The sequence below is a fragment of the Janthinobacterium fluminis genome (assembly GCF_028595325.1).
Lineage (GTDB): Bacteria > Pseudomonadota > Gammaproteobacteria > Burkholderiales > Burkholderiaceae_D > Janthinobacterium > Janthinobacterium fluminis.
Map to the genome: position 1 here is coordinate 331,900 of NZ_JAQQXR010000001.1, position 24,698 is coordinate 356,597.

22 protein-coding genes are annotated in these 24,698 nt (G+C 63.8%); 18 read left to right on the forward strand and 4 right to left on the reverse strand.

Going from position 1 to position 24,698, the window contains the following annotated elements:
- The first annotated feature begins 56 nt into the window (after positions 1 to 56).
- On the forward strand, positions 57 to 1,415 hold the full coding sequence (fliD, locus tag OIK44_RS01600) for a flagellar filament capping protein FliD (RefSeq protein ID WP_273668904.1): 1,359 nt from the start codon (positions 57 to 59) through the stop codon (positions 1,413 to 1,415).
- 142 nt (positions 1,416 to 1,557) lie between these two features.
- Complete coding sequence (locus OIK44_RS01605; RefSeq protein ID WP_273668905.1) at positions 1,558 to 2,688, forward strand: polyamine ABC transporter substrate-binding protein; 1,131 nt, start codon at positions 1,558 to 1,560, stop codon at positions 2,686 to 2,688.
- Positions 2,689 to 2,977: 289 nt separating this feature from the next.
- On the opposite strand, the gene sixA is transcribed toward OIK44_RS01605, so the two are convergent.
- Both sixA and ppk1 read right to left on the reverse strand, forming a co-directional pair.
- Positions 2,978 to 3,436 (reverse strand): phosphohistidine phosphatase SixA, encoded by a 459-nt coding sequence (sixA, locus tag OIK44_RS01610; RefSeq protein WP_273668906.1) that lies wholly within the window; start codon positions 3,434 to 3,436, stop codon positions 2,978 to 2,980.
- A 25-nt stretch (positions 3,437 to 3,461) separates the two neighbouring features.
- Entirely contained in the window at positions 3,462 to 5,555 is a 2,094-nt protein-coding gene (ppk1, locus tag OIK44_RS01615) for a polyphosphate kinase 1 (RefSeq protein ID WP_273669772.1), read from the reverse strand.
- A 276-nt stretch (positions 5,556 to 5,831) separates the two neighbouring features.
- Between ppk1 and pstS the strand changes: the two genes are divergently transcribed.
- The 9 genes from pstS to OIK44_RS01660 all read left to right on the forward strand — a co-directional run bounded on the left by pstS (position 5,832) and on the right by OIK44_RS01660 (position 13,996).
- On the forward strand, positions 5,832 to 6,881 hold the full coding sequence (pstS, locus tag OIK44_RS01620; protein WP_273668907.1) for a phosphate ABC transporter substrate-binding protein PstS: 1,050 nt from the start codon (positions 5,832 to 5,834) through the stop codon (positions 6,879 to 6,881).
- Positions 6,882 to 7,005: 124 nt separating this feature from the next.
- Positions 7,006 to 8,022: a phosphate ABC transporter permease subunit PstC gene (gene pstC, locus OIK44_RS01625; protein WP_273668908.1), complete on the forward strand. Its 1,017-nt coding sequence runs from the start codon at positions 7,006 to 7,008 to the stop codon at positions 8,020 to 8,022.
- Positions 8,019 to 8,882: a phosphate ABC transporter permease PstA gene (pstA, locus tag OIK44_RS01630; RefSeq protein WP_273668909.1), complete on the forward strand. Its 864-nt coding sequence runs from the start codon at positions 8,019 to 8,021 to the stop codon at positions 8,880 to 8,882. The genes pstC and pstA overlap by 4 nt, the downstream gene beginning before the upstream one ends.
- 24 nt (positions 8,883 to 8,906) lie before the next feature.
- A complete protein-coding gene (gene pstB, locus OIK44_RS01635; protein WP_273668910.1) occupies positions 8,907 to 9,707 on the forward strand; it encodes a phosphate ABC transporter ATP-binding protein PstB in 801 nt (266 codons plus the stop codon).
- 44 nt (positions 9,708 to 9,751) lie between these two features.
- Positions 9,752 to 10,459, forward strand: a complete 708-nt coding sequence (gene phoU / locus OIK44_RS01640) for a phosphate signaling complex protein PhoU (protein WP_273668911.1) — start codon at positions 9,752 to 9,754, stop codon at positions 10,457 to 10,459.
- Positions 10,460 to 10,464: 5 nt separating this feature from the next.
- Complete coding sequence (locus OIK44_RS01645) at positions 10,465 to 11,154, forward strand: response regulator (RefSeq protein WP_273668912.1); 690 nt, start codon at positions 10,465 to 10,467, stop codon at positions 11,152 to 11,154.
- Between the two features lie 5 nt (positions 11,155 to 11,159).
- Positions 11,160 to 12,476, forward strand: a complete 1,317-nt coding sequence (gene phoR, locus OIK44_RS01650) for a phosphate regulon sensor histidine kinase PhoR (protein ID WP_273668913.1) — start codon at positions 11,160 to 11,162, stop codon at positions 12,474 to 12,476.
- A 135-nt stretch (positions 12,477 to 12,611) separates the two neighbouring features.
- Positions 12,612 to 13,517, forward strand: coding sequence for a patatin-like phospholipase family protein (locus OIK44_RS01655; RefSeq protein WP_273668914.1), 906 nt, complete (start codon positions 12,612 to 12,614; stop codon positions 13,515 to 13,517).
- A 74-nt stretch (positions 13,518 to 13,591) separates the two neighbouring features.
- Positions 13,592 to 13,996, forward strand: a complete 405-nt coding sequence (locus tag OIK44_RS01660) for a GlcG/HbpS family heme-binding protein (RefSeq protein ID WP_273668915.1) — start codon at positions 13,592 to 13,594, stop codon at positions 13,994 to 13,996.
- 63 nt (positions 13,997 to 14,059) lie between these two features.
- On the opposite strand, the gene OIK44_RS01665 is transcribed toward OIK44_RS01660, so the two are convergent.
- On the reverse strand, positions 14,060 to 14,479 hold the full coding sequence (locus OIK44_RS01665) for a fucose-binding lectin (protein ID WP_273668916.1): 420 nt from the start codon (positions 14,477 to 14,479) through the stop codon (positions 14,060 to 14,062).
- A 493-nt stretch (positions 14,480 to 14,972) separates the two neighbouring features.
- Here OIK44_RS01665 and carA point away from each other — a divergent pair, with 493 nt between their 5' ends.
- The 4 genes from carA to OIK44_RS01685 all read left to right on the forward strand — a co-directional run bounded on the left by carA (position 14,973) and on the right by OIK44_RS01685 (position 20,400).
- Positions 14,973 to 16,145: a glutamine-hydrolyzing carbamoyl-phosphate synthase small subunit gene (carA, locus tag OIK44_RS01670; RefSeq protein ID WP_273668918.1), complete on the forward strand. Its 1,173-nt coding sequence runs from the start codon at positions 14,973 to 14,975 to the stop codon at positions 16,143 to 16,145.
- Entirely contained in the window at positions 16,138 to 19,368 is a 3,231-nt protein-coding gene (gene carB, locus OIK44_RS01675; RefSeq protein ID WP_273668919.1) for a carbamoyl-phosphate synthase large subunit, read from the forward strand. Before carA ends, carB begins: the two co-directional genes overlap by 8 nt.
- A gap of 106 nt (positions 19,369 to 19,474) precedes the next feature.
- Positions 19,475 to 19,951: a transcription elongation factor GreA gene (gene greA / locus OIK44_RS01680; RefSeq protein WP_273668920.1), complete on the forward strand. Its 477-nt coding sequence runs from the start codon at positions 19,475 to 19,477 to the stop codon at positions 19,949 to 19,951.
- The gene (locus OIK44_RS01685) at positions 19,951 to 20,400 is read left to right on the forward strand and encodes a DUF4149 domain-containing protein (RefSeq protein ID WP_273668921.1); all 450 of its coding nucleotides are present in this window, start codon (positions 19,951 to 19,953) and stop codon (positions 20,398 to 20,400) included. Before greA ends, OIK44_RS01685 begins: the two co-directional genes overlap by 1 nt.
- A 42-nt stretch (positions 20,401 to 20,442) precedes the next feature.
- Here OIK44_RS01685 and OIK44_RS01690 read toward each other — a convergent pair whose 3' ends face one another.
- Positions 20,443 to 20,916 (reverse strand): YhbY family RNA-binding protein, encoded by a 474-nt coding sequence (locus OIK44_RS01690; protein WP_273668923.1) that lies wholly within the window; start codon positions 20,914 to 20,916, stop codon positions 20,443 to 20,445.
- Between the two features lie 42 nt (positions 20,917 to 20,958).
- On the opposite strand from OIK44_RS01690, the gene OIK44_RS01695 reads away from it, so the two are divergent.
- The 3 genes from OIK44_RS01695 to folP all read left to right on the forward strand — a co-directional run bounded on the left by OIK44_RS01695 (position 20,959) and on the right by folP (position 24,676).
- Positions 20,959 to 21,642 (forward strand): RlmE family RNA methyltransferase, encoded by a 684-nt coding sequence (locus OIK44_RS01695; RefSeq protein WP_273668924.1) that lies wholly within the window; start codon positions 20,959 to 20,961, stop codon positions 21,640 to 21,642.
- Between the two features lie 208 nt (positions 21,643 to 21,850).
- Positions 21,851 to 23,734, forward strand: coding sequence for an ATP-dependent zinc metalloprotease FtsH (gene ftsH / locus OIK44_RS01700; RefSeq protein WP_273668925.1), 1,884 nt, complete (start codon positions 21,851 to 21,853; stop codon positions 23,732 to 23,734).
- Between the two features lie 102 nt (positions 23,735 to 23,836).
- Complete coding sequence (gene folP, locus OIK44_RS01705; protein WP_273668926.1) at positions 23,837 to 24,676, forward strand: dihydropteroate synthase; 840 nt, start codon at positions 23,837 to 23,839, stop codon at positions 24,674 to 24,676.
- The last annotated feature ends 22 nt before the right edge of the window (positions 24,677 to 24,698 follow it).

Sequence of the window (24,698 nt, forward strand, 5' to 3'; positions counted from 1 at the left end):
GGGGCAGGGGCGGCAGCGCCATGCCATATCGACCAACCGAGACGGGACGCGCAATCATGTTTGGCTCACCAATTAACAATAGAAACAACCCCTACAATGCCGGCGCCCCACAGGGCGGCGTCTCCGCGGACGTCTACGCCCGCGTCGAAAAAGTGATGTCCTCGCAAAACAAGGGCGTACTCAAACTGAACAACGCGCTGGCGCGCGACCAGATCAAACTGTCCGGCCTGGGCCAGCTGCAAAATGCGCTGGCCAGCTTCCAGGGCGTGGCCCAGGGCATGTCGGGCAGCGGCCTGGCGACCTCGGCGACTTCGTCGGCCAAGGGCGTGCTGGGCGCGGCCACCACCAGCAAGGCCGCCGCCGGCACCTACGCCGTCGACGTCCAGCAATTGGCGCGGGGGCAGACGCTGACCAGCGCCGGACGGGCCTCGGCCGACGCCGTCATCGGCACCGGCGCGCCGGCCACCATCAAGGTGGAATTCGGCAGCAGCGACGGCAAGACCTTCACGCCGGGCGAAGAGAAGGCGAAAACCATCACGATCAAGAGCGGCAACAACACGCTGCAAGGGATCGCTGCGGCGTTCAAGGAGGCCGGCATCGACGCCCAGGTCATCAAGGGCGAGGGCGGCTACGCGCTGGCCTTGAACGGGCAGAGCGGCGCCGCCGCCAGCATGCGCATCAGCGTCGGCGGCGACGCCGCCGTCAGCGACCTGCTGGCCTACAAGCCCGGCGCCACCAAGGGCATGGTGCAGACGGCCGCCGCGCAGGACGCGCTGCTGACCGTCAACGGCAAGGCCGTCACCAGCGCCAGCAACAGCGTCGCCACGGCCATTGACGGCGTCACGCTGTCGCTGGCGGGTAAGGGCAGCAGCAGCGTCGTCGTGGCGCGCGATACCAGCCAGATCGCCAGCAATGTCGCCGGCCTGGTCAGCGCCTACAACAGCCTGAACACCAAGATCCAGTCGCTCAAAGAGGGCGAGCTGAAATCGGGCGCCGCCGCGCAGGCCGGCAACCAGTTGGCCCAGGTGCTGACGTCGGGCAGCAACGGCGTGCCGAAGTCCGTGCTGGCCGAGGCCGGCATCACGATGGGCAAGAACGGCGAATTGCTGCTGGACGAGAAAAAACTCAAAAGCGCGATCGCGGCCGACCCCGACGCCGTCAGCAAGCTGTTCACCAACAACGGCCAGGGCGTGGCCGACCAGTTCGCGACGAAAATTGCCGCCCTGACCGGCGAGAGCGGCGTCGTCAAGAAGGAAGCGGCGTCCGTGGGCAAGGAAATCACGGCCCTGACCAACAAGAAAGCCGTGATGGCGAAGGCGCTGACGGCGCAGGCCAATGCGCTGGCGCAACTCTACTCGCAACAGGCCGGCGCCGGCGCAGGCGGCGGCCGCTCGCTGTTCGACTTCATGGCCTGAGGCCGCAGGGGCGGCACAGCTGGGGACAGACCACGATTTTCGAGAAATATTTCTCGAAAATCGTGGTCTGTCCCCATTTTTTTTGTATCATCTTGGCCTTGCGGTTTGGGCATGGTGTGTTTGCTTTCGACAGGAGACGAGTATGGTGGCAGTGAATTGGCAGGCGCGTCTGGGACGTTGCCTCGGGCTGGGTTTGGGCGCTTTGGCCGCCGCCGCGACGTTGGCGCTGCCGGCCCGGGCGCAGGAGGAGAAGGTTCTCAATATCTATAACTGGTCCGATTACATCGGCGACGATACGGTGAAGAATTTTGAGAAGGAAACCGGCATCAAGGTCCGTTATGATGTTTTCGATAATAACGAAATCCTCAACGCCAAGCTCGTCGCCGGCAAGTCCGGTTATGACATCGTCGTGCCGACGGCGCAGTGGGCGCGCCTGCAGATCGACGCCGGCCTGTTGCGCAAGCTCGATAAGAGCAAACTCGGCAATCTGGCCAACCTCGATCCGGCCATCCAGGCCAAGCTGGCCAAGCTGGACCCGAACAATGAGCATCTGGTCGACTGGTTGTGGGGCTATACCACCGTCGGCATCAATGTCAACAAGGTCAAGGCCGCGCTGGGCGGCTTGCCGCTGCCCGAGAATGCCTGGGACTTGATCTTCGATCCGAAGTACGCCGCCAAGCTGAAGTCCTGCGGCGTGTCCTTCCTCGATTCGCCGTCCGAGGTGTTGCCGGCCGCCCTGCAGTATCTGGGCAAGCCGGCCTATTCGAAGGTCGCCGCCGACTACCAGGACGCCGCCAAGGTGTTGCAGGCGATCCGTCCGTATGTAACGCTGTTCAGCTCCTCCGGCTACATCAATGACATGGCCAACGGCGCCGTCTGCGTGGCGCTGGGCTGGTCCGGCGACATCAACATCGCGCGCCAGCGCGCCCTCGACGCCAAGAACGGCAACCAGATCCAGGTGCTGGTGCCGAAGACGGCGGCGCTGATGTTCGACACGATGGCGATCCCGGCCGACGCCCCCCATCCGAACAACGCGCATGTGTTCATCAACTATATTTTGCGCCCGGAAGTGCATGCCGGCTTGAGCAACAAGGTGTTCTACGCCAACCCGAACACGGCCAGCGTGAAATTCGTGCGCAAGGATATCGCCGACAATAAGGCGATCTTCCTGTCCGAGCAGGACAAGCAGCGCATGGCCGCGCCCGAGGCGACGACGGCCGAGGTGCGGCGTCAGGTGACGCGCATCTATACCAAGTTCAAGACCGGGATGTAAAGACGGGCTCGGCGCGAGCAGCGAAAAGGGTGGATCGCCGCTGGCGCCGCGGGCTCTCTGGCGGTGGCGCTATTCGTGGTAGCGGTCCACCAGTTTATGCCTGCTGTTACGCATTTCATCGACCATTTCGACGACGATGAGGCCGATCATTGCAGCAAAAATACCGATGATGAAAAGGCTGAACATGGCGATTTCAACCGCCGTTCGGCGGTCCCTCCCTAGAGTTGGTACAACTAAACTCTAGCAGAACAGGCTGGCTTTACAAGAGCGCAAAGCAAGGAAAATGGCCTTACTTGACGACCAGGTCGTGGGCCATCACGGCCTTCAGGTAGATGCTGCTCGGGTCGCCCGGCTCGCGCTGCGAAAACCACCAGGCGGCGGCCTTGCGCATTTCCCAATCTTGCTCTTCGCCCGTCAGCAGCAGGGCCGCCGTCTGGCCCAGCGTCGGCTGGTGGCCGACGATCAGCACGGTTTCCTTCGAGGCCGGCCAGTTGGCCGCCTTTAGCACGTCCTCGGCCTCGGCGCCCGGCGCCAGTTCCGCGTGCAGCTTGAAGCGCCGCCCCAGCGCCTCGGCCGTTTGCAGCGTGCGCAGGGCCGGGCTGACGAGGATGCGGCAGCTTTCCGGCAGTTGCGAGGCGAGCCATTCGCCCATGCGGCGCGCCTGCTTATGGCCCTTGGCCGTGAGGGCGCGCTCCAGGTCCGGCATGCCGGCTTCGGCTTCGGCGTGGCGCCACAAGATCAGATCCATGCTGTTCTCCCCGTGTGAATGGTGGCTAGTCCGGCGCTCCGGTGTTCGGCATGCCCAGCGTGTGCATCAGGTGCTGCTGGGCGCTGAAGTGGGGCTGGCGCGCGCGCGGCTTGCGCCGCGTGTAGTGGCCGCTCGATTCCAGCTCCCAGGCGTTGCTGTTGTCTTTCAGGTAGGGGTTCAGGCCCTCGGCGATGACGCGCCGTTTCAGCGCCCGGTCCAGCACGGGGAAGGCCACTTCGACGCGGCGGAACAGGTTGCGGCTCATCCAGTCGGCGCTGGCCAGGTAGACGTCGTGTTCGAGGTCGTTGCGGAAGTAGTAGATGCGGCTGTGTTCGAGGAAGCGGCCGATGATGGAGCGCACGCGGATGTTCGCCGACAGGCCCGCCACGCCCGGCTTGAGCGTGCAGGCGCCGCGCACGATCAGGTCGATCTTGACGCCGTCGTTCGAGGCCGCGTACAGCGCCCGTATCACCGACTCGTCGACCAGGGCGTTGACCTTGACGATGATGCGGCCGGGCCGGCCGGCGCGGGCGATCTTGGCCTCGTTGCGGATCGCCTTGATGATTTCGCTCTGCAGGCCGAACGGCGCCAGCCACAGGTGGCTCAGGTTGTGCGGCTTGGTCAGGCTGGTCAGGTGGATGAACACTTCGTTGACTTCGACGGCCAGTTCCTGGCGCGAGGTCAGCAGGCCGAAGTCGGTGTACAGCTTGGTCGTGGTCGGGTGGTAGTTGCCCGTGCCCAGGTGGGCGTAGAAGCGCAGCGCGCCTTCTTCGCGGCGTATCACCAGGGCCACCTTGGCGTGGGTCTTCAGGCCGACGACGCCGTAGACGACCTGGGCGCCGGCCTGTTCCAGCTTGTCGGCCCAGTTGATGTTGGCTTCCTCGTCGAAGCGCGCCATCAGCTCGACGATGACGGTCACTTCCTTGCCCATGCGCGCGGCGGCGATCAGCGACTCCATCAGGTCCGAGTTCATGCCGGTGCGGTAGATCGTCTGCTTGATGGCGACGACGGCCGGGTCGTAGGCGGCGCTGCGGATGAAGTCGATGACGGTCTGGAAGGACTGGAAGGGGTGGTGCAGCAGGATGTCGTGTTTTTTCAGCGCGCCGAACAGGTCGGCGACGGCGCTCTTTTGCGGCACGCCGGGGAAGAAGGGCGCGAAGCGCAGCGCCGGCTGCTGCACGTGTTCGATCAGCTCGGTCAGGCGCACCAGGTTGACGGGGCCGTTGACGCAGTACAGGCGGCTCTGGTCCAGGTTGAACTGGTCGAGCAGGAATTGCGACAGCTCGGGCGGGCAGTTCTTGGCCACCTCCAGGCGCACCGAGGTGCCGAACTGGCGCCCCACCAGTTCGCCCTTGAGGGCCTGGCGCAGGTTCTTGACTTCGTCCTCGTCGACCCACAGGTCGCTGTCGCGGGTGACGCGGAATTGCGAGTAGGCGATCACCTCGCGCCCGGCGAACAGGTCGGAGATGTGGGCGTGGATGATGGACGAGAGCAGGCAGACGGCGACGCCGCCGCCGGACAGTTCGTCGGGCAGGCGTATCACGCGCGGCAGCACGCGCGGCGCCTTGACGATGGCGATGGCCGTGCCGCGGCCGAAGGCGTCCTTGCCGCTCAGGGAGACGATGAAATTGAGGCTCTTGTTGACCACCTGGGGGAAGGGGTGGGCCGGGTCGAGGCCGATCGGCGTCAGCAGCGGCCGCACCTCGCGGTCGAAGTAGGCGCGCACCCAGGCGCGCTGGGCCTCGTTGCGGTCGTTGTGGCGCAGCAGGTGCACGCCCTTGGCGCGCAGCTGCGGCAGCACTTCCGTATTCAGTATCTCGTACTGGTGCTGCACCAGTTGGTGGCACTCGTTGCTGATGCGCGCCAGCGTCGCCACCAGGGCCGGGTGGTCGGCCAGTTCGCCGCCGGCGTGGCCGGCCGCCAGCAGGCTGGCCACGCGCACCTCGAAGAACTCGTCCATATTACTACTCATGATGCACAGGTAGCGCAGCCGCTCCAGCAGGGGGATGCTGCGGTCCTCGGCCTGGGCCATGACGCGCCGGTTAAACGCCAGTTGCGACAATTCGCGGTCGAGCAGGGTGCCCGATTTGTTAATTTCCGCGTGCTGTTCATGCTTCATATGCGCGTGCAGGTCAGGTTTCATTTGTGTTTTTGTCTTTGCAGATAGTTAATTCTAGCCCTTTTTGGCGTCGTGTGAGTGTAATTGTGAAATATGACAACTTTGTGACAATGCCCGCCCGCCGCCTGCAATATTATGACAATCCCCCGGCGCGGCAGGGGGAGAGGGCCTATTTTTGCCTGAAATCGCCCATGTCATAAACCTGTCATATTTGCGTTGTAGACTGCGCAGCATTGGCGGGAGCGCGGAGCACCGTCACAACCCAGAGGACTTGATATGCAAATGAAGCAAATCGTTAAATATTTCGCCGTTGGCGCCTCGGCAGTGATGGCGCTGTCGTCCGCCACCGCGATGGCAGCGGACATGACGGGCGCGGGTGCAACCTTCCCTTACCCGATCTATGCGAAATGGGCTGAATCCTACAAAGCCGCCACCGGCAACGGCCTGAACTACCAGTCCGTCGGCTCCGGCGCCGGCATCAAACAGATCAAGGCAAAAACCGTCGACTTCGGCGCATCCGACATGCCCCTGAAAATCGAAGACCTGGACAGCGAAGGCTTGATGCAGTTCCCGGCCATCATGGGCGGCGTGGTCACCGTCGTCAACCTCGACGGCATCACCCCCGGCCAGCTGAAGATGACGGGCCAGGTCGTCGCCGACATCTACCTGGGCAAGATCACCAAGTGGAACGCGCCTGAAATCGCCGCGCTGAACAGCGGCGCCAAGCTGCCCGACACGGAAATCACCGTGGTGCACCGTTCCGACGGCTCCGGCACCTCCTTCCTGTTCACCGACTGGCTGTCGAAGGTCCACCCCGAGTTCAAGGCCAAGATCGGCGCCAACTCGGCTGTGAAGTGGGTCGTCGGCGTGGGCGGCAAGGGCAACGAAGGCGTGGCCGCGAACGTGCAGCGTATCAAGGGCGCCATCGGCTACGTCGAGTGGGCTTACGCGAAGAAGAACAAGATGTCGCACACCCAGTTGAAAAACAAGGACGGCCAGTTCCTCCAGCCTGACGACGACAACTTCAAGGCCGCCGCCGCCAGCGCCGAGTGGACCAAGACCCCGGGCTTCGGCGTCGTGCTGACCGACCAGGCCGGCAAGAACAGCTGGCCCGTCACCGGCGTGTCCTTCATCCTGATGCACAAGACCCAGGCCGACGCGGCCAAGGGCAAGGAAGTGCTGAAGTTCTTCGACTGGGCCTTCAAGAACGGCGGCGCCTCGGCCGCCGAACTGGACTACGTGCCGCTGCCGGCATCGGTCGTGAAACTGGTGCAGGACGCGTGGAAAGCCAACCTGAAAGACGCTTCGGGCAAGGCACTCTACTAATCCCCATCATCCCTCCCGGACGGTTGGCGCAGCATGGCGCTCCCGGCCGGGAGGGAGTTAGCCGGGGCCGCCTGGGTGGAAAACACTCAGGCGTTCCCGGCTAGCCCACATCTAATGGCATACTATGAGCGCACATTTATCTTCCACCCTGAGCACCATGCCCGACCCATCCTTGGTTGACGCCAGCCTGAGCGCGATGCACTCGACGATGCGCAAGCAGCGCATACAGGACTTCATTTTCCATAAGGTGACGATGCTGTTCGCCACCTCGGTCTTGCTGGTGCTCGTCGGCATCATCATCTCGCTGATGATAGGCGCCTGGCCGGCCTTCCACGAATTCGGCCCCGCCTTCCTGACGACCGTCGAATGGGATCCCGTCAACGACAAGTTCGGCGCCCTGATCGCCATCGCCGGCACGCTGTCGACGGCCCTGATCGCGCTGCTGGTGGCCTTTCCCATCAGCTTCGGCATCGCGCTCTTCCTCACGGAAATCTGCCCGCCCTGGCTGCGCCGCCCGCTGGGCACGGCCGTCGAGCTGCTCGCCGGCGTGCCCAGCATCATCTACGGCATGTGGGGCCTGTTCGTCTTCGCCCCCCTGTTCGCCGACTACATCCAGCCGGCGCTGAAGGCGACGCTGGGCGCGCTGCCCATCGTCGGCATGCTGTTTTCCGGCCAGATCATGGGCATCGGCATTCTCGCCGCCGGCCTGATCCTGGCCGTCATGATCATCCCCTTCATCTCCTCGGTGATGCGCGATGTCTTTGAAATCGTCCCCGCCGTGCTGAAGGAATCGGCCTACGGCCTCGGCTGCACGCGCTGGGAAGTGGTGCGCAAGATCGTGCTGCCCTACACCAAGACCGGCGTCGTCGGCGGCGTCATGCTGGGCCTCGGCCGCGCCCTGGGCGAGACGATGGCCGTCACCTTCGTCATCGGCAACGCCAACAAGCTGTCCTGGTCGCTGTTCGCCGCCGGCAACAGCATCGCCTCGACGCTGGCCAACGAGTTCGCCGAGGCCGAGTCGACGCTGCATGTGTCCTCGCTGTACGCGCTGGCCCTGATCCTGTTTGCAATTACCTTTATCGTTCTGTCGGCCGCCAAAATCATGTTGGCCGGAATGTCCCGCAAGGAAGGCGTGAAATGAGCCCAGTCCCCGCAATGAATCCCGTCTACCGCAAGCGCCTGCTGATCCACCGCGCCGGCATCGCCCTGTCCGTCGCCGCCATGTCGATCGGCCTGATCTTCCTCGTCTGGATCCTGGCCACGCTGCTGATCAAGGGCTTCGACGGCCTGTCGCTGAACTTGCTGACGCAGAACACCCCGGCGCCCGGCAGCGAAGGCGGCGGTTTGCTCAACGCCATCGTCGGCAGCCTGATGATGGTCGGCCTGTCCACCGTCATCAGCACGCCCATCGGCATCTTCGCCGGCGTCTATCTGGCCGAGTACGGCGAGGAAAACTGGCTGGCCCAGGTGACCCGCTTCGTCACCGACATCATGCTGTCGGCGCCGTCCATCGTCATCGGCCTGTTCGTCTACGCCCTGTACGTGGCCAACGTCAAGCACTTCGCCGGCTGGGCCGGGTCGATCGCCCTGTCGCTGATCGCCGTGCCCGTCGTCGTGCGCACCACCGACAATATGCTGCGCCTGGTGCCCAACAGCCTGCTGGAGGCGGCCTTCGCCCTCGGCGCGCCGCGCTGGAAGGTGGCCACCCTGGTGCGCCTGCGCGCCGTCAAGGCCGGCGTCGTCACCGGCGTGCTGCTGGCGCTGGCGCGCATCTCCGGCGAGACGGCGCCGCTGCTGTTCACGGCCCTCAACAACCAGTTCTTCAGCCTCGACATGAACGCGCCCATGGCCAACCTGCCGTATGTGATTTACCAGTTTGCGATGAGCCCGTACGACAACTGGCGCGCACTGGCCTGGGGCGGCGCCTTGCTGGTGACCTTCAGCGTGCTGGCCCTGAACATCCTGTCGCGCACCCTGTTCAGCCAGAAAATCCCGAATTAATCTATCTAATTGAGCGATCGATACATGAATACGCAAATGAGCCACGAGACGGCCGCCGACCAGGCGCCAAAGAAAAAGACCATCGAAATTACGGGCTTGAACTTCTTTTACGGCAAGACCCAAAGCCTGCACAACGTCAACCTCGACATCCACGAGAAAAAGGTCACGGCCTTCATCGGCCCTTCCGGCTGCGGCAAGTCGACGCTGCTGCGCACGCTCAACCGCATGTACGATCTGTACCCGGGCCAGCGGGCCGAGGGCAAGATCATGTACCGCGGCCGCAATGTGCTGGACGCCGACCAGGACGTCAACATGCTGCGCGCCAAGGTCGGCATGGTGTTCCAGAAGCCCACGCCTTTCCCCATGTCCGTCTACGACAACATCGCCTTCGGCGTGCGCCTGTATGAAGACTTGTCGAAGGGCGAGATGGACGAGCGCGTCGAATGGGCGCTGAAGAAGGCGGCCCTGTGGGGCGAGGTCAAGGACAAGCTGAGCAAGAGCGGCCTGTCGCTGTCCGGCGGCCAGCAGCAGCGCCTGTGCATCGCCCGCGGCGTCGCCGTCAAGCCGGACGTGCTGCTGCTCGACGAGCCGACCTCGGCGCTGGACCCGATCTCGACGTCGAAGGTCGAGGAATTGATCAGCGAGCTCAAGCAGGACTACACGATCGCCATCGTCACGCATAATATGCAGCAGGCCGCGCGCTGTTCCGATTACACTGCGTATATGTACCTGGGTGAGCTGGTCGAGTTCGGCGAAACCGACCAGATATTCATGAATCCGGCGCGCAAAGAGACGCAGGATTACATCACCGGCCGCTTCGGTTAAGCCGAACCGCCCGCAGCCACTCAATTGAACACGGAGACACAGCAATGTTAGGTGAGCATTCATCCAAGCAATACGACAACGAACTGGAGGCGATACGCTCGAAGGTGCTGTTGATGGGCGGCATAGTCGAGACGCAATTCCTCGACGCGATGACCTGTTTCCGCATCGGTAACCCGGAGCGCGCCGACCGCGTCATGCGCGAGGACGACGCCGTCAACCAGCTGGAAGTGTCGCTCGACGACGCCTGCAGCCACTTGATCGTGCGCCGCCAGCCGGCCGCCAACGACTTGCGCACCATCATGGCGACGATCAAGGTCATCACCGACCTCGAACGCATCGGCGACGAAGCCACCAAGATCGCCCGCGTCGCCAAGAACCTGCACGCGCGCGGCAACGGCGTCGTCAACCACTATGAAATGGTGCGCGGCATCGCCAACAACGCCAGCGACATGCTGCACGACGCCCTCGACGCCTTCGCCCGCAACGACGGCGACCAGGCCCTGCAGCTGATCGCCCAGGACGCCATCATCGACCACGAATTCCGCTCGATCATGCGCAACCTGATCACCTTCATGATGGAAGACCCGCGCACCATCTCGGCCGCGCTGGACACCCTGTGGGTGGCCAAGGCCATCGAGCGCATCGGCGACCACGCGAAAAACATCGCCGAGTACGTGATCTATGTGGTCGAGGGCAAGGACATCCGCCACTCCCGCACGACGCCGCCGCCGGCCGAAGCAATCCCTGAGTAAGATTTATGGCATCTGATAAAACCACGGTACTGATAGTAGAAGATGAACCGGCCATCGTTGAACTGGTCACCTATTCGCTGCGCGAAGCCGGCTGGAACTGCTGTTCCGTCCAGAACGTCGCGGACGCCTGGGACTTCATCCAGCACCGCACGCCGCACCTGATCCTGCTCGACTGGATGCTGCCCGACCAGACCGGCCTGCGCCTGCTGTCGCGCATCCGCGCCGACCGCCAGTTCAATGAAATCCCCGTCATCATGCTGACGGCGAAGAGCATGGAAGAGGACAAGCTGGCCGGCTTGAACAGCGGCGCCGACGACTACGTGACGAAGCCGTTTTCGCCGCGCGAGTTGCTGGCCCGCGCCAAGGCCCTGCTGCGCCGCAAGAGCCCGGAGCACGCCCAGGCCCCCATGCGCGCCGGTAACGTCGCGCTGGACCCGGTCAGTTGCACGGTGATGATGGACGAGCAGAAAATCGACATCGGCCACGCCGAGTACAAGCTGCTCAAATTCCTGCTGGCCCATCCGGAGCGGGTGTTTTCCCGCAGCCAGCTGCTCGACAAGGTCTGGGGCGACCACGTCGTCATCGAGGAGCGCACCGTCGACGTGCACGTGCTGCGCCTGCGCAAAGCCTTGAAGGAGGCGGAAAGCCTGATCAAAACCGTACGCAGCGTCGGCTACATGCTGTCTGAAAAATAAGTGATATGAATCCGAAACTGTTGTTCTGGGTGCCGGCCGCGCTGCGCATGGCCCTCGTGCTGTCCGGCGTGGGCGTGCTGTGGTTCCTCTTCGGCGTGCTGACCGCCCTGGTCGTCGCCTTCGCGCTGATGGTCGTCATGGTCTTCGTGCAACTGTCCTATCTCTACCAGCTCAGCAACTGGCTCGACAACCCGCACAGCGCCAAGCTGCCCGACGGCTGGGGCGCGTGGACGAACATCTTCTCGCGCCTGTACCGGCTGCGCCGCGACGACGAGAAAAGCCAGGCCGAGCTCAGCGAATGGCTGGCGCGCTTCCGCCAGGCCATGCACCTGCTGCCGGACGGCGTCGTCATCATGGACGACGTCCTGTTCCTCGAATGGTGCAACCCGGCCGCCGAGCAGCACCTGGGCCTGACGCACGAGCGCGACAAGGGCATGCGCGTGACCAATCTGATACGCAGTCCGGAATTCATGGACTACATCATCCTCGGCCGCTACGAGCAGCCGCTGACGCTGACCTTCCGCAACCGCAAGCTGATCGTCCAGATCATCCCCTTCGAGAACCGGCGCCAGATCCTCGTCACCCACGACGCCACGGAAACGGAGCGCATCGAGATGATGCGCCGCGACTTCATCGCCAACGCCTCGCACGAGCTGCGCACGCCGCTGACGGTGATCGTCGGCTTCCTGGAAATCGCCGGCACCGAGCTCGACCTCGACGCGCCCACCCGCGCCGCCCACGTCAAGCTGATGACCGAGCAGGCGCACCGGATGCAGCATTTGATCGAGGACATGCTGACGCTGTCGCGGCTGGAGTCTGTCGACTACCCGTTGCGGCCCGAGCGGGTCGACATCGAGAAGCTGATGGAACAGGTGCTGCGCGACGCCCGCGCGCTGTCGGCCGGCAAGCACACCATCACCCTGGCCGTGTCCGGCCCGGACGTGCTGGGCGGCTTCGAGGAATTGCACAGCGCCTTCGGCAACCTGGCCTCGAACGCGGTGCGCTACACCCCGGCCGGCGGCAGCATCCATCTGCTCTGGCAGGACGGCGCCGGCGGCCCGCAATTCATCGTCCAGGACACCGGCATCGGCATCAGCCCCGAGCATATTTCGCGCTTGACCGAACGCTTCTACCGCGTCGACAAGAGCCGCTCGCGGGAAACCCAGGGCACCGGCCTGGGGCTGGCGATCGTCAAGCACGTGCTGCTGCGCCACGGCGGCACGCTGACCATCAAGTCCGAGGCGGGCAAGGGCAGCAGCTTCATCGTCAACCTGCCGAAGTCGGTGACCACGCCGGTCGGCGGCGAGCTGCTGCCGCAATAAGTCGGCCTGCCTTGGCGGCGGCGGCGTGCCGGGGCCGCCGCCGGCCTTTTGCCTGAAGTTCAAGTCCATCCCGGCCGCCGGCCGCGGCAAGTGCGTTACAATCTGCCCGCTATGTCGCAGATTCCCCCTATATATATGTACACACGCCGTTTCTCGCTGATCGCCGTCGCGGCCCTGCTGCTGGCCGGCTGCCAAAGCACCGCTCCCGTCGCGCCGGCGGCGGCGCCCGTCGCCGCGCCCCAGCCGCCGCGCAAGATCAAGATCGGCCTGGCGCTGGGCGGCGGCGCCGCGCGCGGCTTCGCCCACATCGGCGTCATCAAGGCCCTGGAGTCGCAGGGCATCCAGGCCGACGTCGTCGTCGGCACCAGCGCCGGCGCCGTCGTCGGCGCGCTGTATGCGGCCGGCAACTCCGGCTTTGCGCTGCAAAAAATCGCCTTCGACATGGACGAGGCCGCCATTTCCGACTGGGCCGTGCCGCTGTTCGGCAAGTCCTCCGGCGTGCTCAAGGGCGAAGCCCTGCAAAGCTATGTGAACAAGGCCGTCAACAACCAGCCGATGGAAAGGCTGAAGATCCCCTTCGGCGCCGTGGCCACGGACTTGAAGAACGGCATGCCGATCCTCTTCCAGCGCGGCAACACCGGCATGGCCGTGCGCGCCTCCTCGTCGGTGCCGGGGGTGTTCCAGCCGGTCGCCATCGGCGGTCACAACTACGTCGACGGCGGCCTCGTCGCGCCGGTGCCGGTGCGCTTCGCGCGCGACATGGGGGCCGACTTCATCATCGCCGTCAACATCTCGACGCAGACGGACGCGCAGGCGGCGATCAGTTCGATGGAAGTGATCCTGCAGACTTTCAGCATCATGGGCCAGCGCATCAACCAGTTCGAGTTGAAGGACGCCGACGTGGTCATCCAGCCCAGCCTGGGCCTGATGAAGGGCAACGACTTCAATGGCCGCAACCAGGCCATCCTGGCCGGCGAGCAGGCCGCCTTCGCCGTCATGCCCCAGATTAAGCAAAAACTCAAGCTCAGGCGCGAACAATAGGCGGGCGCGCAACACCGTGCTGCGCGGCCGGTGGCGCTGGCGTACAATCTGGACTCATTTTAAAAGGACGTATGATGCAATTGAAACCAATCTTGACACTGGATGACGTGAAGAAAATCGCCGCCGCCGCGGAGGCGGAAGCCGTCGCCAACAAATGGGCCGTGGTGATCTCCATCGTCGACCAAGGCGGCCATTTGCTGTGGCTGCAACGGATGGACGGCGTCGCGCCGATTTCCGCGCACATCGCCCCGGCCAAGGCCAAGACGGCCGCGCTGGGCCAGCGCGAGTCGCGCATCTATGAAGAAATGATCAACAACGGCCGCGTCTCTTTCCTGAGCGCGCCTGAAATCGAAGGCATGCTGGAAGGCGGCGTGCCCATCGTCATCGACGGTCACTACGTCGGCGCCGTCGGCGTGTCGGGTGTCAAATCGGCGGAAGACGCGCAGATCGCCAGAGCCGGCATCGCCGCGCTGGCATAAACGCCTGCCGCCCGCGTCACGCGCGGGGGCAATGACTGGCGCCGGCTCTGGCTGGCGCCGTTCTCAGCCTGGGGCGTAGGCGCCCGCATACCACGGGCCGTTGCCGTCCCAGCATTGCTCCTGGATCTGGCCGCTGGATTTGCTCACGTAGACCCGCAGGTGCACGCCATTGTTGTCGGTCCACGCCGTGGCGGACGAGGCTGAGCCCTCGCTGCTGAAGGCGCCGATATTCCACTCGTTTTTATCCCAGCAGTATTCAGTGATCTTGTTCTGATTGCTGACATAGGCGCGGATGTGTACCTGCCCACCGCCGTCGACCCAGCTGGCCGCGCCGACCGTCTGGCCGGTGGCCCGGAAGGCGCCGACGTACCAGGGGCCGCCGTCCCAGCATTTTTCCGTGACCGTCGTGCCGTTGCTGGCGTAGACGCGGATCGAATTGCCGCCATTCCAGTTAATCGATGCCACGTTCGAGATGTCAGACATAAGTGCTCTCCTTGAAAAGGCTGCCCGCCGGGGGCGTCAGCGCCATGCGCTGCGGGCTTGCCGGGTGTGTCGATAAGAGACATTGGGAGTGTCGCGCAATCTGCGGCGGGTGGCGCCCGCGAGCATTGAATCCAGTGTAGGGGCGCGCCGGGCCGGGATTCTATTCAAATGTCATTTCCGCAGCGCAAACTTGCCTCCACTTGATTTTTGATAATCCGGCGGGCGGGGAAGGGCGGGTATGCACACTTTGATAATGTTGCCTGCAGAGGTAGGCGCGGCGTCGTTTTCCGGCGGTTTTCGCCCTTGCCGCGATTGCCGGAAAGGCGTGTTTGCGCTATAATTGCAAGGTTTAGCCATTCTTACACATACCGTAGCGACTACCACCATCCCATCATTCATTATGACCGCCGACACCCTTGCCGCTACGCTGCAGGGGACGCTTGGCGGTCGGTCTGACGTGGCGCAGCTACGGTAACTTTATCAGGAGTTGCCCTTGCCGCCATTTTTTTCTGGCCCTGCCGTTCCAGCCATTCTAGCGCTTGCTGATGGAACGATTTTCAAAGGATTTTCTATCGGCGCCGCCGGTCACACGACGGGCGAGGTGGTATTCAATACCTCCATGACCGGCTACCAGGAAATCCTCACCGATCCGAGCTACTGCCGCCAGATCGTGACCCTGACTTACCCGCATATCGGCAACACCGGCGTCAACCCGGAGGACGTGGAATCGTCCAAGGTGCACGCCGCCGGTCTGATCATCCGCGACCTGCCACTGCTCGCCTCGAACTTCCGCTCGACCCAGTCCTTGTCCGACTACCTGAAGGCGGAGAACATCGTCGCCATCGCCGGCATCGACACCCGCAAGCTGACCCGCATCCTGCGCGAAAAGGGCGCGCAGAGCGGCGCCATCCTGGTCGGCACCCAAGGCAACGAGCCGTCCGCCGCGCAGGCGCTGGAACTGGCCCGCTCCTTCCCCGGCCTGACCGGCATGGACCTGGCCAAGGTGGTCTCGACCAAGAACGCCTACGAGTACACGGAAACCGAGTGGACCCTGGGCGAAGGCTACGGCAAGCTGGCCGACCCGGCCTACCACGTGGTGGCCTTCGACTACGGCGTCAAGCGCAACATCCTGCGCATGCTGACGGCGCGCGGCTGCAAGGTGACGGTGCTGCCGGCCCAGGCCTCGGCCGCCGACGCGCTGGCGCTGAACCCGGACGGCATCTTCCTGTCGAACGGCCCCGGCGACCCGGAGCCGTGCGACTACGCGATCGCCGCAACCAAGGAGCTGATCGAGCGCGGCATCCCCGTGTTCGGCATCTGCCTGGGCCACCAGATCATGGCGCTGGCCTCCGGCGCCAAGACGCTGAAGATGAAATTCGGCCACCACGGCGCCAACCACCCGGTGCAGGACCTGGAAACGAAGCAGGTCCTGATCACCTCGCAGAACCACGGTTTCGCCGTCGACGTCGCCACCTTGCCGGCCAATTGCCGCGTCACCCACCAATCGCTGTTCGACGGCTCGCTGCAGGGCTTCGCCCGCACGGACAAGCCGGCCTTCTGCTTCCAGGGCCACCCTGAAGCGTCGCCCGGCCCGATGGATGTTGCCTACCTGTTTGACCGCTTCATCGCTTTGATGGCTGCGGAGGAGAAAAAGAAAAATGCCTAAACGTTTAGATATTAAAAGTATTCTGATTATTGGCGCCGGCCCGATCGTCATCGGTCAAGCCTGCGAGTTCGACTATTCCGGCGCGCAAGCGTGCAAGGCCCTGCGCGAAGAGGGTTACAAAGTCATCCTGGTCAACAGCAATCCAGCGACCATCATGACGGACCCGGAAATGGCCGACGTCACCTACATCGAGCCGATCACCTGGAAAGTGGTCGAGCGCATCATCGCCGAGGAGCGCCCCGACGCGATCCTGCCGACGATGGGCGGCCAGACGGCGCTGAACTGCGCGCTGGACCTGCACAATAACGGCGTGCTGAGCAAGTACAACGTCGAGCTGATCGGCGCCTCGCCGGAAGCCATCGACAAGGCCGAGGACCGCTCCAAGTTCAAGCAGGCGATGACCAAGATCGGCCTGGGTTCGGCCAAGTCCGGCGTCGCCCACACGATGGACGAGTCCTGGGCCGTGCAGCGCGAGCTGGGCTTCCCCGTCATCATCCGCCCCTCGTTCACCATGGGCGGCACCGGCGGCGGCATCGCCTACAACGAGGAAGAGTTCGAGACGATCTGCAAGCGCGGCCTGGAGGCGTCGCCGACCAAGGAATTGCTGATCGAGGAATCGCTGATCGGCTGGAAAGAGTACGAGATGGAAGTGGTGCGCGACAAGGCGGACAACTGCATCATCATCTGCTCGATCGAAAACCTCGACCCGATGGGCGTGCACACCGGCGACTCGATCACGGTCGCGCCGGCGCAGACGCTGACGGACAAGGAATACCAGATCATGCGCAACGCCTCGCTGGCGGTGCTGCGCGAGATCGGCGTCGACACGGGCGGCTCCAACGTGCAGTTCTCGATCAACCCGGCCGACGGCCGCATGATCGTCATCGAGATGAATCCGCGCGTGTCGCGCTCGTCGGCGCTGGCCTCGAAGGCCACCGGCTTCCCGATCGCCAAGATCGCCGCCAAGCTGGCGGTCGGCTTCACGCTCGACGAGTTGCGCAACGAAATCACCGGCGGCGCCACCCCGGCCTCGTTCGAGCCGTCGATCGACTACGTGGTCACGAAGATCCCCCGTTTCACGTTCGAGAAATTCCCCACCGCCGACCACCACCTGACCACGCAGATGAAATCGGTGGGCGAGGTGATGGCGATCGGCCGCACCTTCCAGGAATCGTTCCAGAAGGCCCTGCGCGGCCTGGAGGTGGGCGTGGACGGCCTGAACGAGAAGACCAAGGACCGCGAGAAGATCGAGGAAGAGCTGGGCGAGCCTGGCCCGGAGCGCATCTGGTACGTCGGCGACGCCTTCGCCCAGGGCTTCACGATGGAAGAGGTGCACCAGCTGACCCGCATCGACCCGTGGTTCCTGATACAGATCAAGGAAATCGTCGACCTGGAACTGTGGCTCGACACCCAGTCGCTTGACACCCTGGACAAGGCCACGCTGTACAAATTGAAGCAGAAGGGCTTCTCGGACCGCCGTCTGGGCTTCCTGCTGCAAACCACGGACACGGCCGTGCGCGCCAAGCGCCACGCGCTCAACATCCGCCCCGTCTACAAGCGGGTCGACACCTGCGCGGCGGAATTCTCGACCGACACGGCGTATATGTACTCGACCTACGACGAGGAGTGCGAGTCGCAGCCGACCGACAAGAAGAAGATCATGGTGCTGGGCGGTGGCCCGAACCGCATCGGCCAGGGCATCGAGTTCGACTACTGCTGCGTGCACGCGGCGCTGGCGATGCGCGAAGACGGTTACGAGACCATCATGGTCAACTGCAACCCGGAAACCGTGTCGACCGACTACGACACCTCGGACCGCCTGTATTTCGAGTCGCTGACGCTGGAAGACGTGCTGGAAATCGTCGCGCTGGAAAAACCCGTCGGCGTCATCGTCCAGTACGGCGGCCAGACGCCGCTGAAGCTGGCGCTGGACCTGGAGGCGAACGGCGTGCCCATCATCGGCACCTCGCCCGACATGATCGACGCGGCCGAAGACCGCGAGCGCTTCCAGCAGATGCTGCACGCGCTGAACCTGCGCCAGCCGCCTAACCGCACCGCCCGCACCGAGGCGGACGCGCTGGCCCTGGCCCAGGAAATCGGCTACCCGCTGGTGGTGCGCCCGTCCTACGTGCTGGGCGGCCGGGCCATGGAAATCGTCCACGAGCAGCGCGACCTGGAGCGCTATATGCGCGAAGCCGTCAAGGTGTCGCACGACTCGCCGGTGCTGCTGGACCGCTTCCTCAACGACGCCATCGAAGTCGACGTCGATTGCATCTCCGACGGCGAAACCACCTTCATCGGCGGCGTCATGGAGCACATCGAACAGGCCGGCGTGCACTCGGGCGACTCGGCCTGCTCGCTGCCGCCGTACTCGCTGGCGCCGCAAACCATCGCCGAACTGAAGCGCCAGACCTCGCTGATGGCCAAGGGCTTGAACGTGGTCGGCCTGATGAACGTGCAGTTCGCCATCCAGCGCCAGGACGTCGACGGCCAGATGCAGGACGTCGTCTACGTGCTGGAAGTGAACCCGCGCGCCTCGCGCACCGTGCCTTTCGTGTCGAAAGCCACCGGCCTGCAGCTGGCCAAGATCGCCGCCCGCTGCATGGTCGGCCAGTCGCTGGCCTCGCAGGGGGTCACCGAGGAAGTCGTGCCGCCTTACTTCAGCGTCAAGGAAGCCGTCTTCCCCTTCGTCAAATTCCCCGGCGTCGACACCATCCTCGGACCGGAGATGAAGTCGACCGGCGAGGTGATGGGCGTGGGCATGACCTTCGGCGAAGCCTTCGTCAAGTCGCAGCTGGGCGCCGGCGTCAAGCTGCCGAAGTCGGGCAAGGTCTTCCTCAGCGTCAAGGCATCGGACAAGCCGCGCGCCGTGCAGGTGGCGCGCGACCTGGTCGACAGCGGCTTCACGCTGGTGGCCTCGAAAGGCACGGCCGCCGTCATCGCCGCCGCCGGCATCCCCGTGACGCCGGTGAACAAGGTGATCGAAGGCCGTCCGCACATCGTCGACATGATCAAGAACCATGAAATCGTTCTGGTCGTCAACACCGTCGAGGAAAAGCGCAGCGCCATCGTCGATTCGCGGGCCATCCGCACCTCGGCCCTGGCCGCGCGCGTGACCACCTACACGACCATCGCCGGCGCCGAGGCGGCCGTGGAGGGCATCCGCCATCTGGACGAGTTGCGCGTCTATGATTTACAAGGTCTGCATAAAACCTTACACTAAGCTTTTTGCGGCACCTTTGACCACAGAGCCCCGCGCGGCAGTTTTGCGCGGCCTCTGTGGTTTTCACTTGGTGGACCCGCTCCACCGACAACATAGTAGATAAAACATGACCACAGTCCCACTGACCAAATTCGGCGCAGAACTCCTGAAGGAAGAGCTGCACCATTTGAAGACCAAAGAGCGCCGCCTCGTGATCGACGCGATCGCCGAAGCGCGTTCCCACGGCGACCTGTCGGAAAACGCCGAATACGATGCCGCCAAGGAGCGCCAGGCCTTCGTCGAGGGCCGCATCGCCGAGCTCGAAGGCAAGCTGGGCGCCGCGCAAATCATCGATCCGACCACGCTGGACGCGGAAGGCCGCGTCGTGTTCGCCTCGACCGTCAACCTGGAAGACCTGGAACTGGGCACCAAGGTGACCTACCAGATCGTCGGCCTGGATGAAGCCGACCTGAAACTCAATAAGGTGTCGGTGACCTCGCCGATCGCCCGCGCGCTGATCGGCAAGTATGCCGGCGACGTCGTCGAGGTGCAGGCGCCGTCCGGCCCGCGCGAATACGAAATCCTGGAAGTGCTGTACATCTGATGCCGCTGGCCCGTTTGCGTGTCGTAGTTGCAACACTGTGGGCCGGCAGCCTGTGGACCGTCGGCTATCTGGTGGCGCCTACCCTGTTCGCCACCCTGTCCGACCGGGCGCTGGCCGGCAGCATCGCCGGCAGCATGTTCCGCAACGGCGCCGTGCTGTCGGCCGCCTTCGCGCTGCTGATGCTGGCGCTGCTGCGCCGGGACGCGGCCGGCTTGGCGCCGCGCCGGCGCCGCCTGCTGACCGGCCTGGTGCTGGCCATGCTGGCTTGCGTGCTGCTGAACTACCTGGGCATCCAGCCCCTCATCGCGGCGATACGCGAGGCGGCCGGCCCGGGCGGCCTGGACGCCTCGCCGCAGCGCAAGCTGTTCGGCATGCTGCACGGCGTCTCGATGCTGGTGTATCTGGCGCAGAGCGCGCTGGCCGCCGTGTTGATCTGGAAGCAAGAGTAAATAGCGGGACAAAAAAATGGCGGGCGGACAGCCTGGCTGGGCTTACTTGCTGCCCAGCGCGCTTTTCTTGGCGCTCTTCTGGCGCGGCTTGGCGCGCTTGATGGAGCCACCTTCGGTGACGCGTTCGTTGCCTTTGATCATGACCTTGGTGACGGATGGACGTTTGGTCCCGCTGGCACTGGCCTTGACGATGGTCACTTCGCGCATACCCTTGCCGGTGGTGGCGCTGCGTTCCTTGACCACTTCTTTTTTCGGACGGTAGAGCACCAGCAGTTTGCCTATATGTTGTACCGGAGCGGCGCCGAGATCGCCGCAAATCGTCTCGTACATCCCGACGCGGGCTTCGCGGTCGTCGCCGAACACGCGGACCTTAATCAGACCGTGCGAATCCAGGCCCAGATCGATTTCTTTGAGTACGGCAGGTGTCAAGCCCGCTTCGCCAATGATGACGATAGGCTTCAGCGCGTGTGCTTCGGCGCGCAGTGCGCTGCGCTCAACGGGTGTAAGTTTTAGCATAATAATTTTTAGTAATTCCCTTAAAAGCAGTATTCTACGCGAATGGCAAAGAAGAAATTAAACAAAAACTGGTTGCACGACCACATAAATGATCCTTATGTGAAGTTGGCGCAGAAAGAGGGCTACCGTGCCCGGGCCGCCTACAAGCTCAAGGAAATCGACGAGGACGAAAAACTCATCAAGCCGGGCCAGGTCATCGTCGACCTCGGCTGCACCCCCGGCAGCTGGGCCCAGTACACGCGGCGCAAGCTGGCCGGCAAGGACGGCGGCGGCATCGACGGCACCTTGATCGGCCTGGACATGCTGGAGATGGAGCCGATCGCCGACTTCCACTTCATCCAGGGCGATTTCCGCGAGGCGCGCGTGCTGCGCCAGCTGGAGGTGGTGTTGCAGGGACGCAAAGCGGACCTGGTCTTGTCGGACATGGCGCCGAATCTGTCGGGCATCGCCACGGCCGACGCGGCGCGCATGGAGCATTTGATCGACCTGGCCATCGAATTTTCGCAGTTGCACCTGAAAACGTCGGGTTGCCTGTTGGTCAAGTGCTTCAACGGCATGGGTTACAGCCAGATCGTCGAGAAGTTCCGCGCCGAGTTCAAGGTCGTCACGCAGAAAAAGCCCAAGGCCAGCCGCGACAAGTCGTCGGAAATCTTCCTGCTGGGACGGGGCGTCAAGCACCCGGTGGAAAATAAGCCGGCCCATGACGAAACGCCCCTTGATATTTAACAGTTGTGGCCGCACATCCAGGCAGGGAAGGGTGATGTCATGAGAGCATCGCAAGGCTAGTGCGGCTTGCCTGCCGGCGTTGCGCCGCCCGCGGGCCGTGGTATTTTTGCGTGCACGGATCGGCGGGCTTTGGCACGGCCCGCTTATTGCGAGTAAAATCGTGTTTCTGCTATAGGAAAAAGATGCCTACCGCATCCAAGGAGTCTTCGTGAATAACATGTTTTCCAAATCTGCCATCTGGGTAGTCGTCGCGCTGCTGCTGTTCATGTTGTTCAATCAATTCAACAGTCACAGCGGCACGGGCGGCAGCAAGACCATCGCTTATTCCGATTTGCTCGATGAAGTCAAGGCCAAGCGCATCAAGGAAGTGCTGATCGAGGGCGCGGCGATTACCGCCACCCGCACCGACGACAGCAAGGTGCGCGCCACCGCCACCGGACTGGACCGCGGCCTGATCGGCGACCTGCGCGAAAACGGCGTGCGTTTCGACGTCCGTCCGCCGGAAGAGCAGTCTTTCCTGCAACAAGTGTTCGTGTCATGGTTCCCGATGCTGCTGTTGATCGGCGTCTGGGTGTTCTTCATGCGGCAGATGCAGGGCGGCGGCAAGGGCGGGGCTTTCTCGTTCGGCAAGTCGAAGGCGCGCATGATGGATGAGGCCAACAACACCGTCACCTTCGCCGACGTCGCCGGTTGCGACGAGGCCAAGGAAGAGGTCAACGAAGTGGTCGACTTCCTCAAGGATCCCACCAAGTTCCAGAAGCTGGGCGGGCGCATCCCCCGCGGCGTGCTGATGGTCGGCCCGCCGGGCACCGGTAAAACCCTGCTGGCGCGCGCCATCGCCGGCGAGGCGAAAGTGCCGTTCTTCTCGATTTCCGGTTCCGACTTCGTGGAAATGTTCGTCGGCGTGGGCGCCTCGCGCGTGCGCGACATGTTTGAAAACGCCAAGAAGCATTCGCCGTGCATCATCTTCATCGACGAGATCGACGCCGTCGGCCGCCACCGCGGCGCCGGCATGGGCGGCGGCAACGATGAGCGCGAGCAAACCTTGAACCAGCTGCTCGTCGAAATGGACGGCTTCGAGGCCAATTCCGGCGTCATCGTCGTGGCCGCGACCAACCGCGCCGACGTGCTCGACAAGGCGCTGCTGCGCCCCGGCCGCTTCGACCGCCAAGTCTCGGTCGGCCTGCCGGACATCCGCGGCCGCGAACAGATCTTGAACGTGCACATGCGCAAAGTGCCGATCGGCACCGACGTCAAGGCCGACTTGCTGGCCCGCGGCACGCCGGGCTTCTCCGGCGCCGACCTGGCCAACCTCGTCAACGAGGCGGCCCTGTTCGCCGCCCGCCGCAGCAAGCGCCTGGTGGAAATGGCCGACTTCGAAGACGCGAAAGACAAGATCTTCATGGGTCCGGAGCGCAAGTCGATGATCATCCGCGAGGAAGAGCGCCGCAACACGGCTTACCACGAGTCCGGCCACGCCGTCGTCGCCAAGCTGCTGCCCAAGGCCGATCCGGTGCACAAGGTCACCATCATGCCGCGCGGCTACGCCCTCGGCCTGACCTGGCAGTTGCCCGAGCATGACAACCTGTCCGGCTACAAGGACAAGATGCTGGAAGAGATTTCCATCCTGTTCGGCGGCCGCATCGCCGAGGAAATCTTCGTCGGCCAGATGTCGACGGGCGCCTCGAACGACTTCTCGCGCGCGACCAAGCTGGCGCGCTCGATGGTGACGCGCTTCGGCATGTCCGACAGCATGGGCGTCATGGTCTACGAGGACAGCCAGCAGGACGGCTTCTTCGGCGGTTCGGCGAAGACGATTTCCGAGGCGACCCAGCAAAAGGTCGACGCCGAAATCCGCGCCATGCTCGACACGCAGTACGCGCTGTCGCGCAAATTGCTGGAAGAAAACCGCGACAAGGTCGAAGTGATGACGAAGGCCCTGCTCGAATGGGAAACCATCGACGCCGACCAGATCAACGACATCATGGCCGGCCTGGAGCCGCGCCTGCCGAAAACGGGCGTGCCGCCACGCCGCAATTCCGGCGACAGCGGCGCCGGCGGCATTTCGCCGAATGTGACGGCGCCAGCCTGATGCGCTAGGGCCGGCACGTGCCTGACAGGGGCAAGGAGCGATCCTTGCCCTTTTTCATTGTATAATACGCAAGCAATATTTGCCCCGTTTCACTGACACTTCATGCGACACTATTTTCAGTTCGGCCGCTTCGGCTTCAACTTGACGACGCCGGGCGGCAAGGCCCTGGTGATGGGCATACTGAACGTCACGCCCGATTCCTTTTCCGACGGCGGCCAGTTCCAGTCGCTCGAATTCGCGCTGGCGCGCGCCGAGCAGATGCTTGCCGACGGCGTCGACATCATCGATATCGGCGGCGAATCGAGCCGTCCCGGCGCGCCGCAGTTATCGCTGCAGGAAGAATTGCGGCGCGTCATGCCGGTGCTGTACGCCTTGCGCGACTGCGGCAAGCCGCTGTCGGTCGACACCTATAAACCCGAGGTGATGCGCGAGGCCATCCTGGCCGGCGCCGACATGATCAACGACATCAACGCCTTCCGCGCGCCGGGCGCCATTTCAGCCGTGCGCGACAGTGACTGCGCCTTGTGTATTATGCACATGCAAAATGCGCCGGAAACCATGCAGCGGCAACCCGACTACGTCGACGTGGTGCGCGAGGTCAGCGATTTCCTGCGCCGGCGGGTCGAAGAGTTGACGGCGGCCGGCATCGAAAGGGAGCGCCTTTGCATCGACCTCGGCTATGGTTTCGGCAAGACGGTCGAACACAATTACGCGCTGCTCAAGGCCAGCGGGCAGATCCGCGCCGAACTCGGTCTGCCGATGCTGGCCGGCCTGTCGCGCAAGTCGATGCTGGGCGCCGTCACCGGCAAACCGGTCGAGCAGCGCCTGGCGGGCAGTCTTGCCGGCGCGCTTGCTGCGGTAGCGCATGGCGCCGACCTCATCCGGGTGCATGATGTAGCTGAGACTGTCGACGCGCTGAGCGTCTGGCGGGCGGCGCATTGAGAGTACAGATATTAACTATTGA

Coding starts and splice junctions, on each gene's coding strand:
- phoR (WP_273668913.1), top strand. CDS start 11,160: ATGAATCCGAAACTGTTGTTCTGGGTGCCGGCCGCGCTGCGCATGGCC.
- fliD (WP_273668904.1), top strand. CDS start 57: ATGTTTGGCTCACCAATTAACAATAGAAACAACCCCTACAATGCCGGC.
- pstB (WP_273668910.1), top strand. CDS start 8,907: ATGAATACGCAAATGAGCCACGAGACGGCCGCCGACCAGGCGCCAAAG.
- OIK44_RS01655 (WP_273668914.1), top strand. CDS start 12,612: ATGTACACACGCCGTTTCTCGCTGATCGCCGTCGCGGCCCTGCTGCTG.
- carB (WP_273668919.1), top strand. CDS start 16,138: ATGCCTAAACGTTTAGATATTAAAAGTATTCTGATTATTGGCGCCGGC.
- OIK44_RS01605 (WP_273668905.1), top strand. CDS start 1,558: ATGGTGGCAGTGAATTGGCAGGCGCGTCTGGGACGTTGCCTCGGGCTG.
- pstC (WP_273668908.1), top strand. CDS start 7,006: ATGAGCGCACATTTATCTTCCACCCTGAGCACCATGCCCGACCCATCC.
- ppk1 (WP_273669772.1), bottom strand. CDS start 5,555: ATGAAGCATGAACAGCACGCGGAAATTAACAAATCGGGCACCCTGCTC.
- OIK44_RS01685 (WP_273668921.1), top strand. CDS start 19,951: ATGCCGCTGGCCCGTTTGCGTGTCGTAGTTGCAACACTGTGGGCCGGC.
- phoU (WP_273668911.1), top strand. CDS start 9,752: ATGTTAGGTGAGCATTCATCCAAGCAATACGACAACGAACTGGAGGCG.
- pstS (WP_273668907.1), top strand. CDS start 5,832: ATGCAAATGAAGCAAATCGTTAAATATTTCGCCGTTGGCGCCTCGGCA.
- pstA (WP_273668909.1), top strand. CDS start 8,019: ATGAGCCCAGTCCCCGCAATGAATCCCGTCTACCGCAAGCGCCTGCTG.
- sixA (WP_273668906.1), bottom strand. CDS start 3,436: ATGGATCTGATCTTGTGGCGCCACGCCGAAGCCGAAGCCGGCATGCCG.
- OIK44_RS01645 (WP_273668912.1), top strand. CDS start 10,465: ATGGCATCTGATAAAACCACGGTACTGATAGTAGAAGATGAACCGGCC.
- OIK44_RS01660 (WP_273668915.1), top strand. CDS start 13,592: ATGCAATTGAAACCAATCTTGACACTGGATGACGTGAAGAAAATCGCC.
- folP (WP_273668926.1), top strand. CDS start 23,837: ATGCGACACTATTTTCAGTTCGGCCGCTTCGGCTTCAACTTGACGACG.
- OIK44_RS01690 (WP_273668923.1), bottom strand. CDS start 20,916: ATGCTAAAACTTACACCCGTTGAGCGCAGCGCACTGCGCGCCGAAGCA.
- OIK44_RS01695 (WP_273668924.1), top strand. CDS start 20,959: ATGGCAAAGAAGAAATTAAACAAAAACTGGTTGCACGACCACATAAAT.
- OIK44_RS01665 (WP_273668916.1), bottom strand. CDS start 14,479: ATGTCTGACATCTCGAACGTGGCATCGATTAACTGGAATGGCGGCAAT.
- greA (WP_273668920.1), top strand. CDS start 19,475: ATGACCACAGTCCCACTGACCAAATTCGGCGCAGAACTCCTGAAGGAA.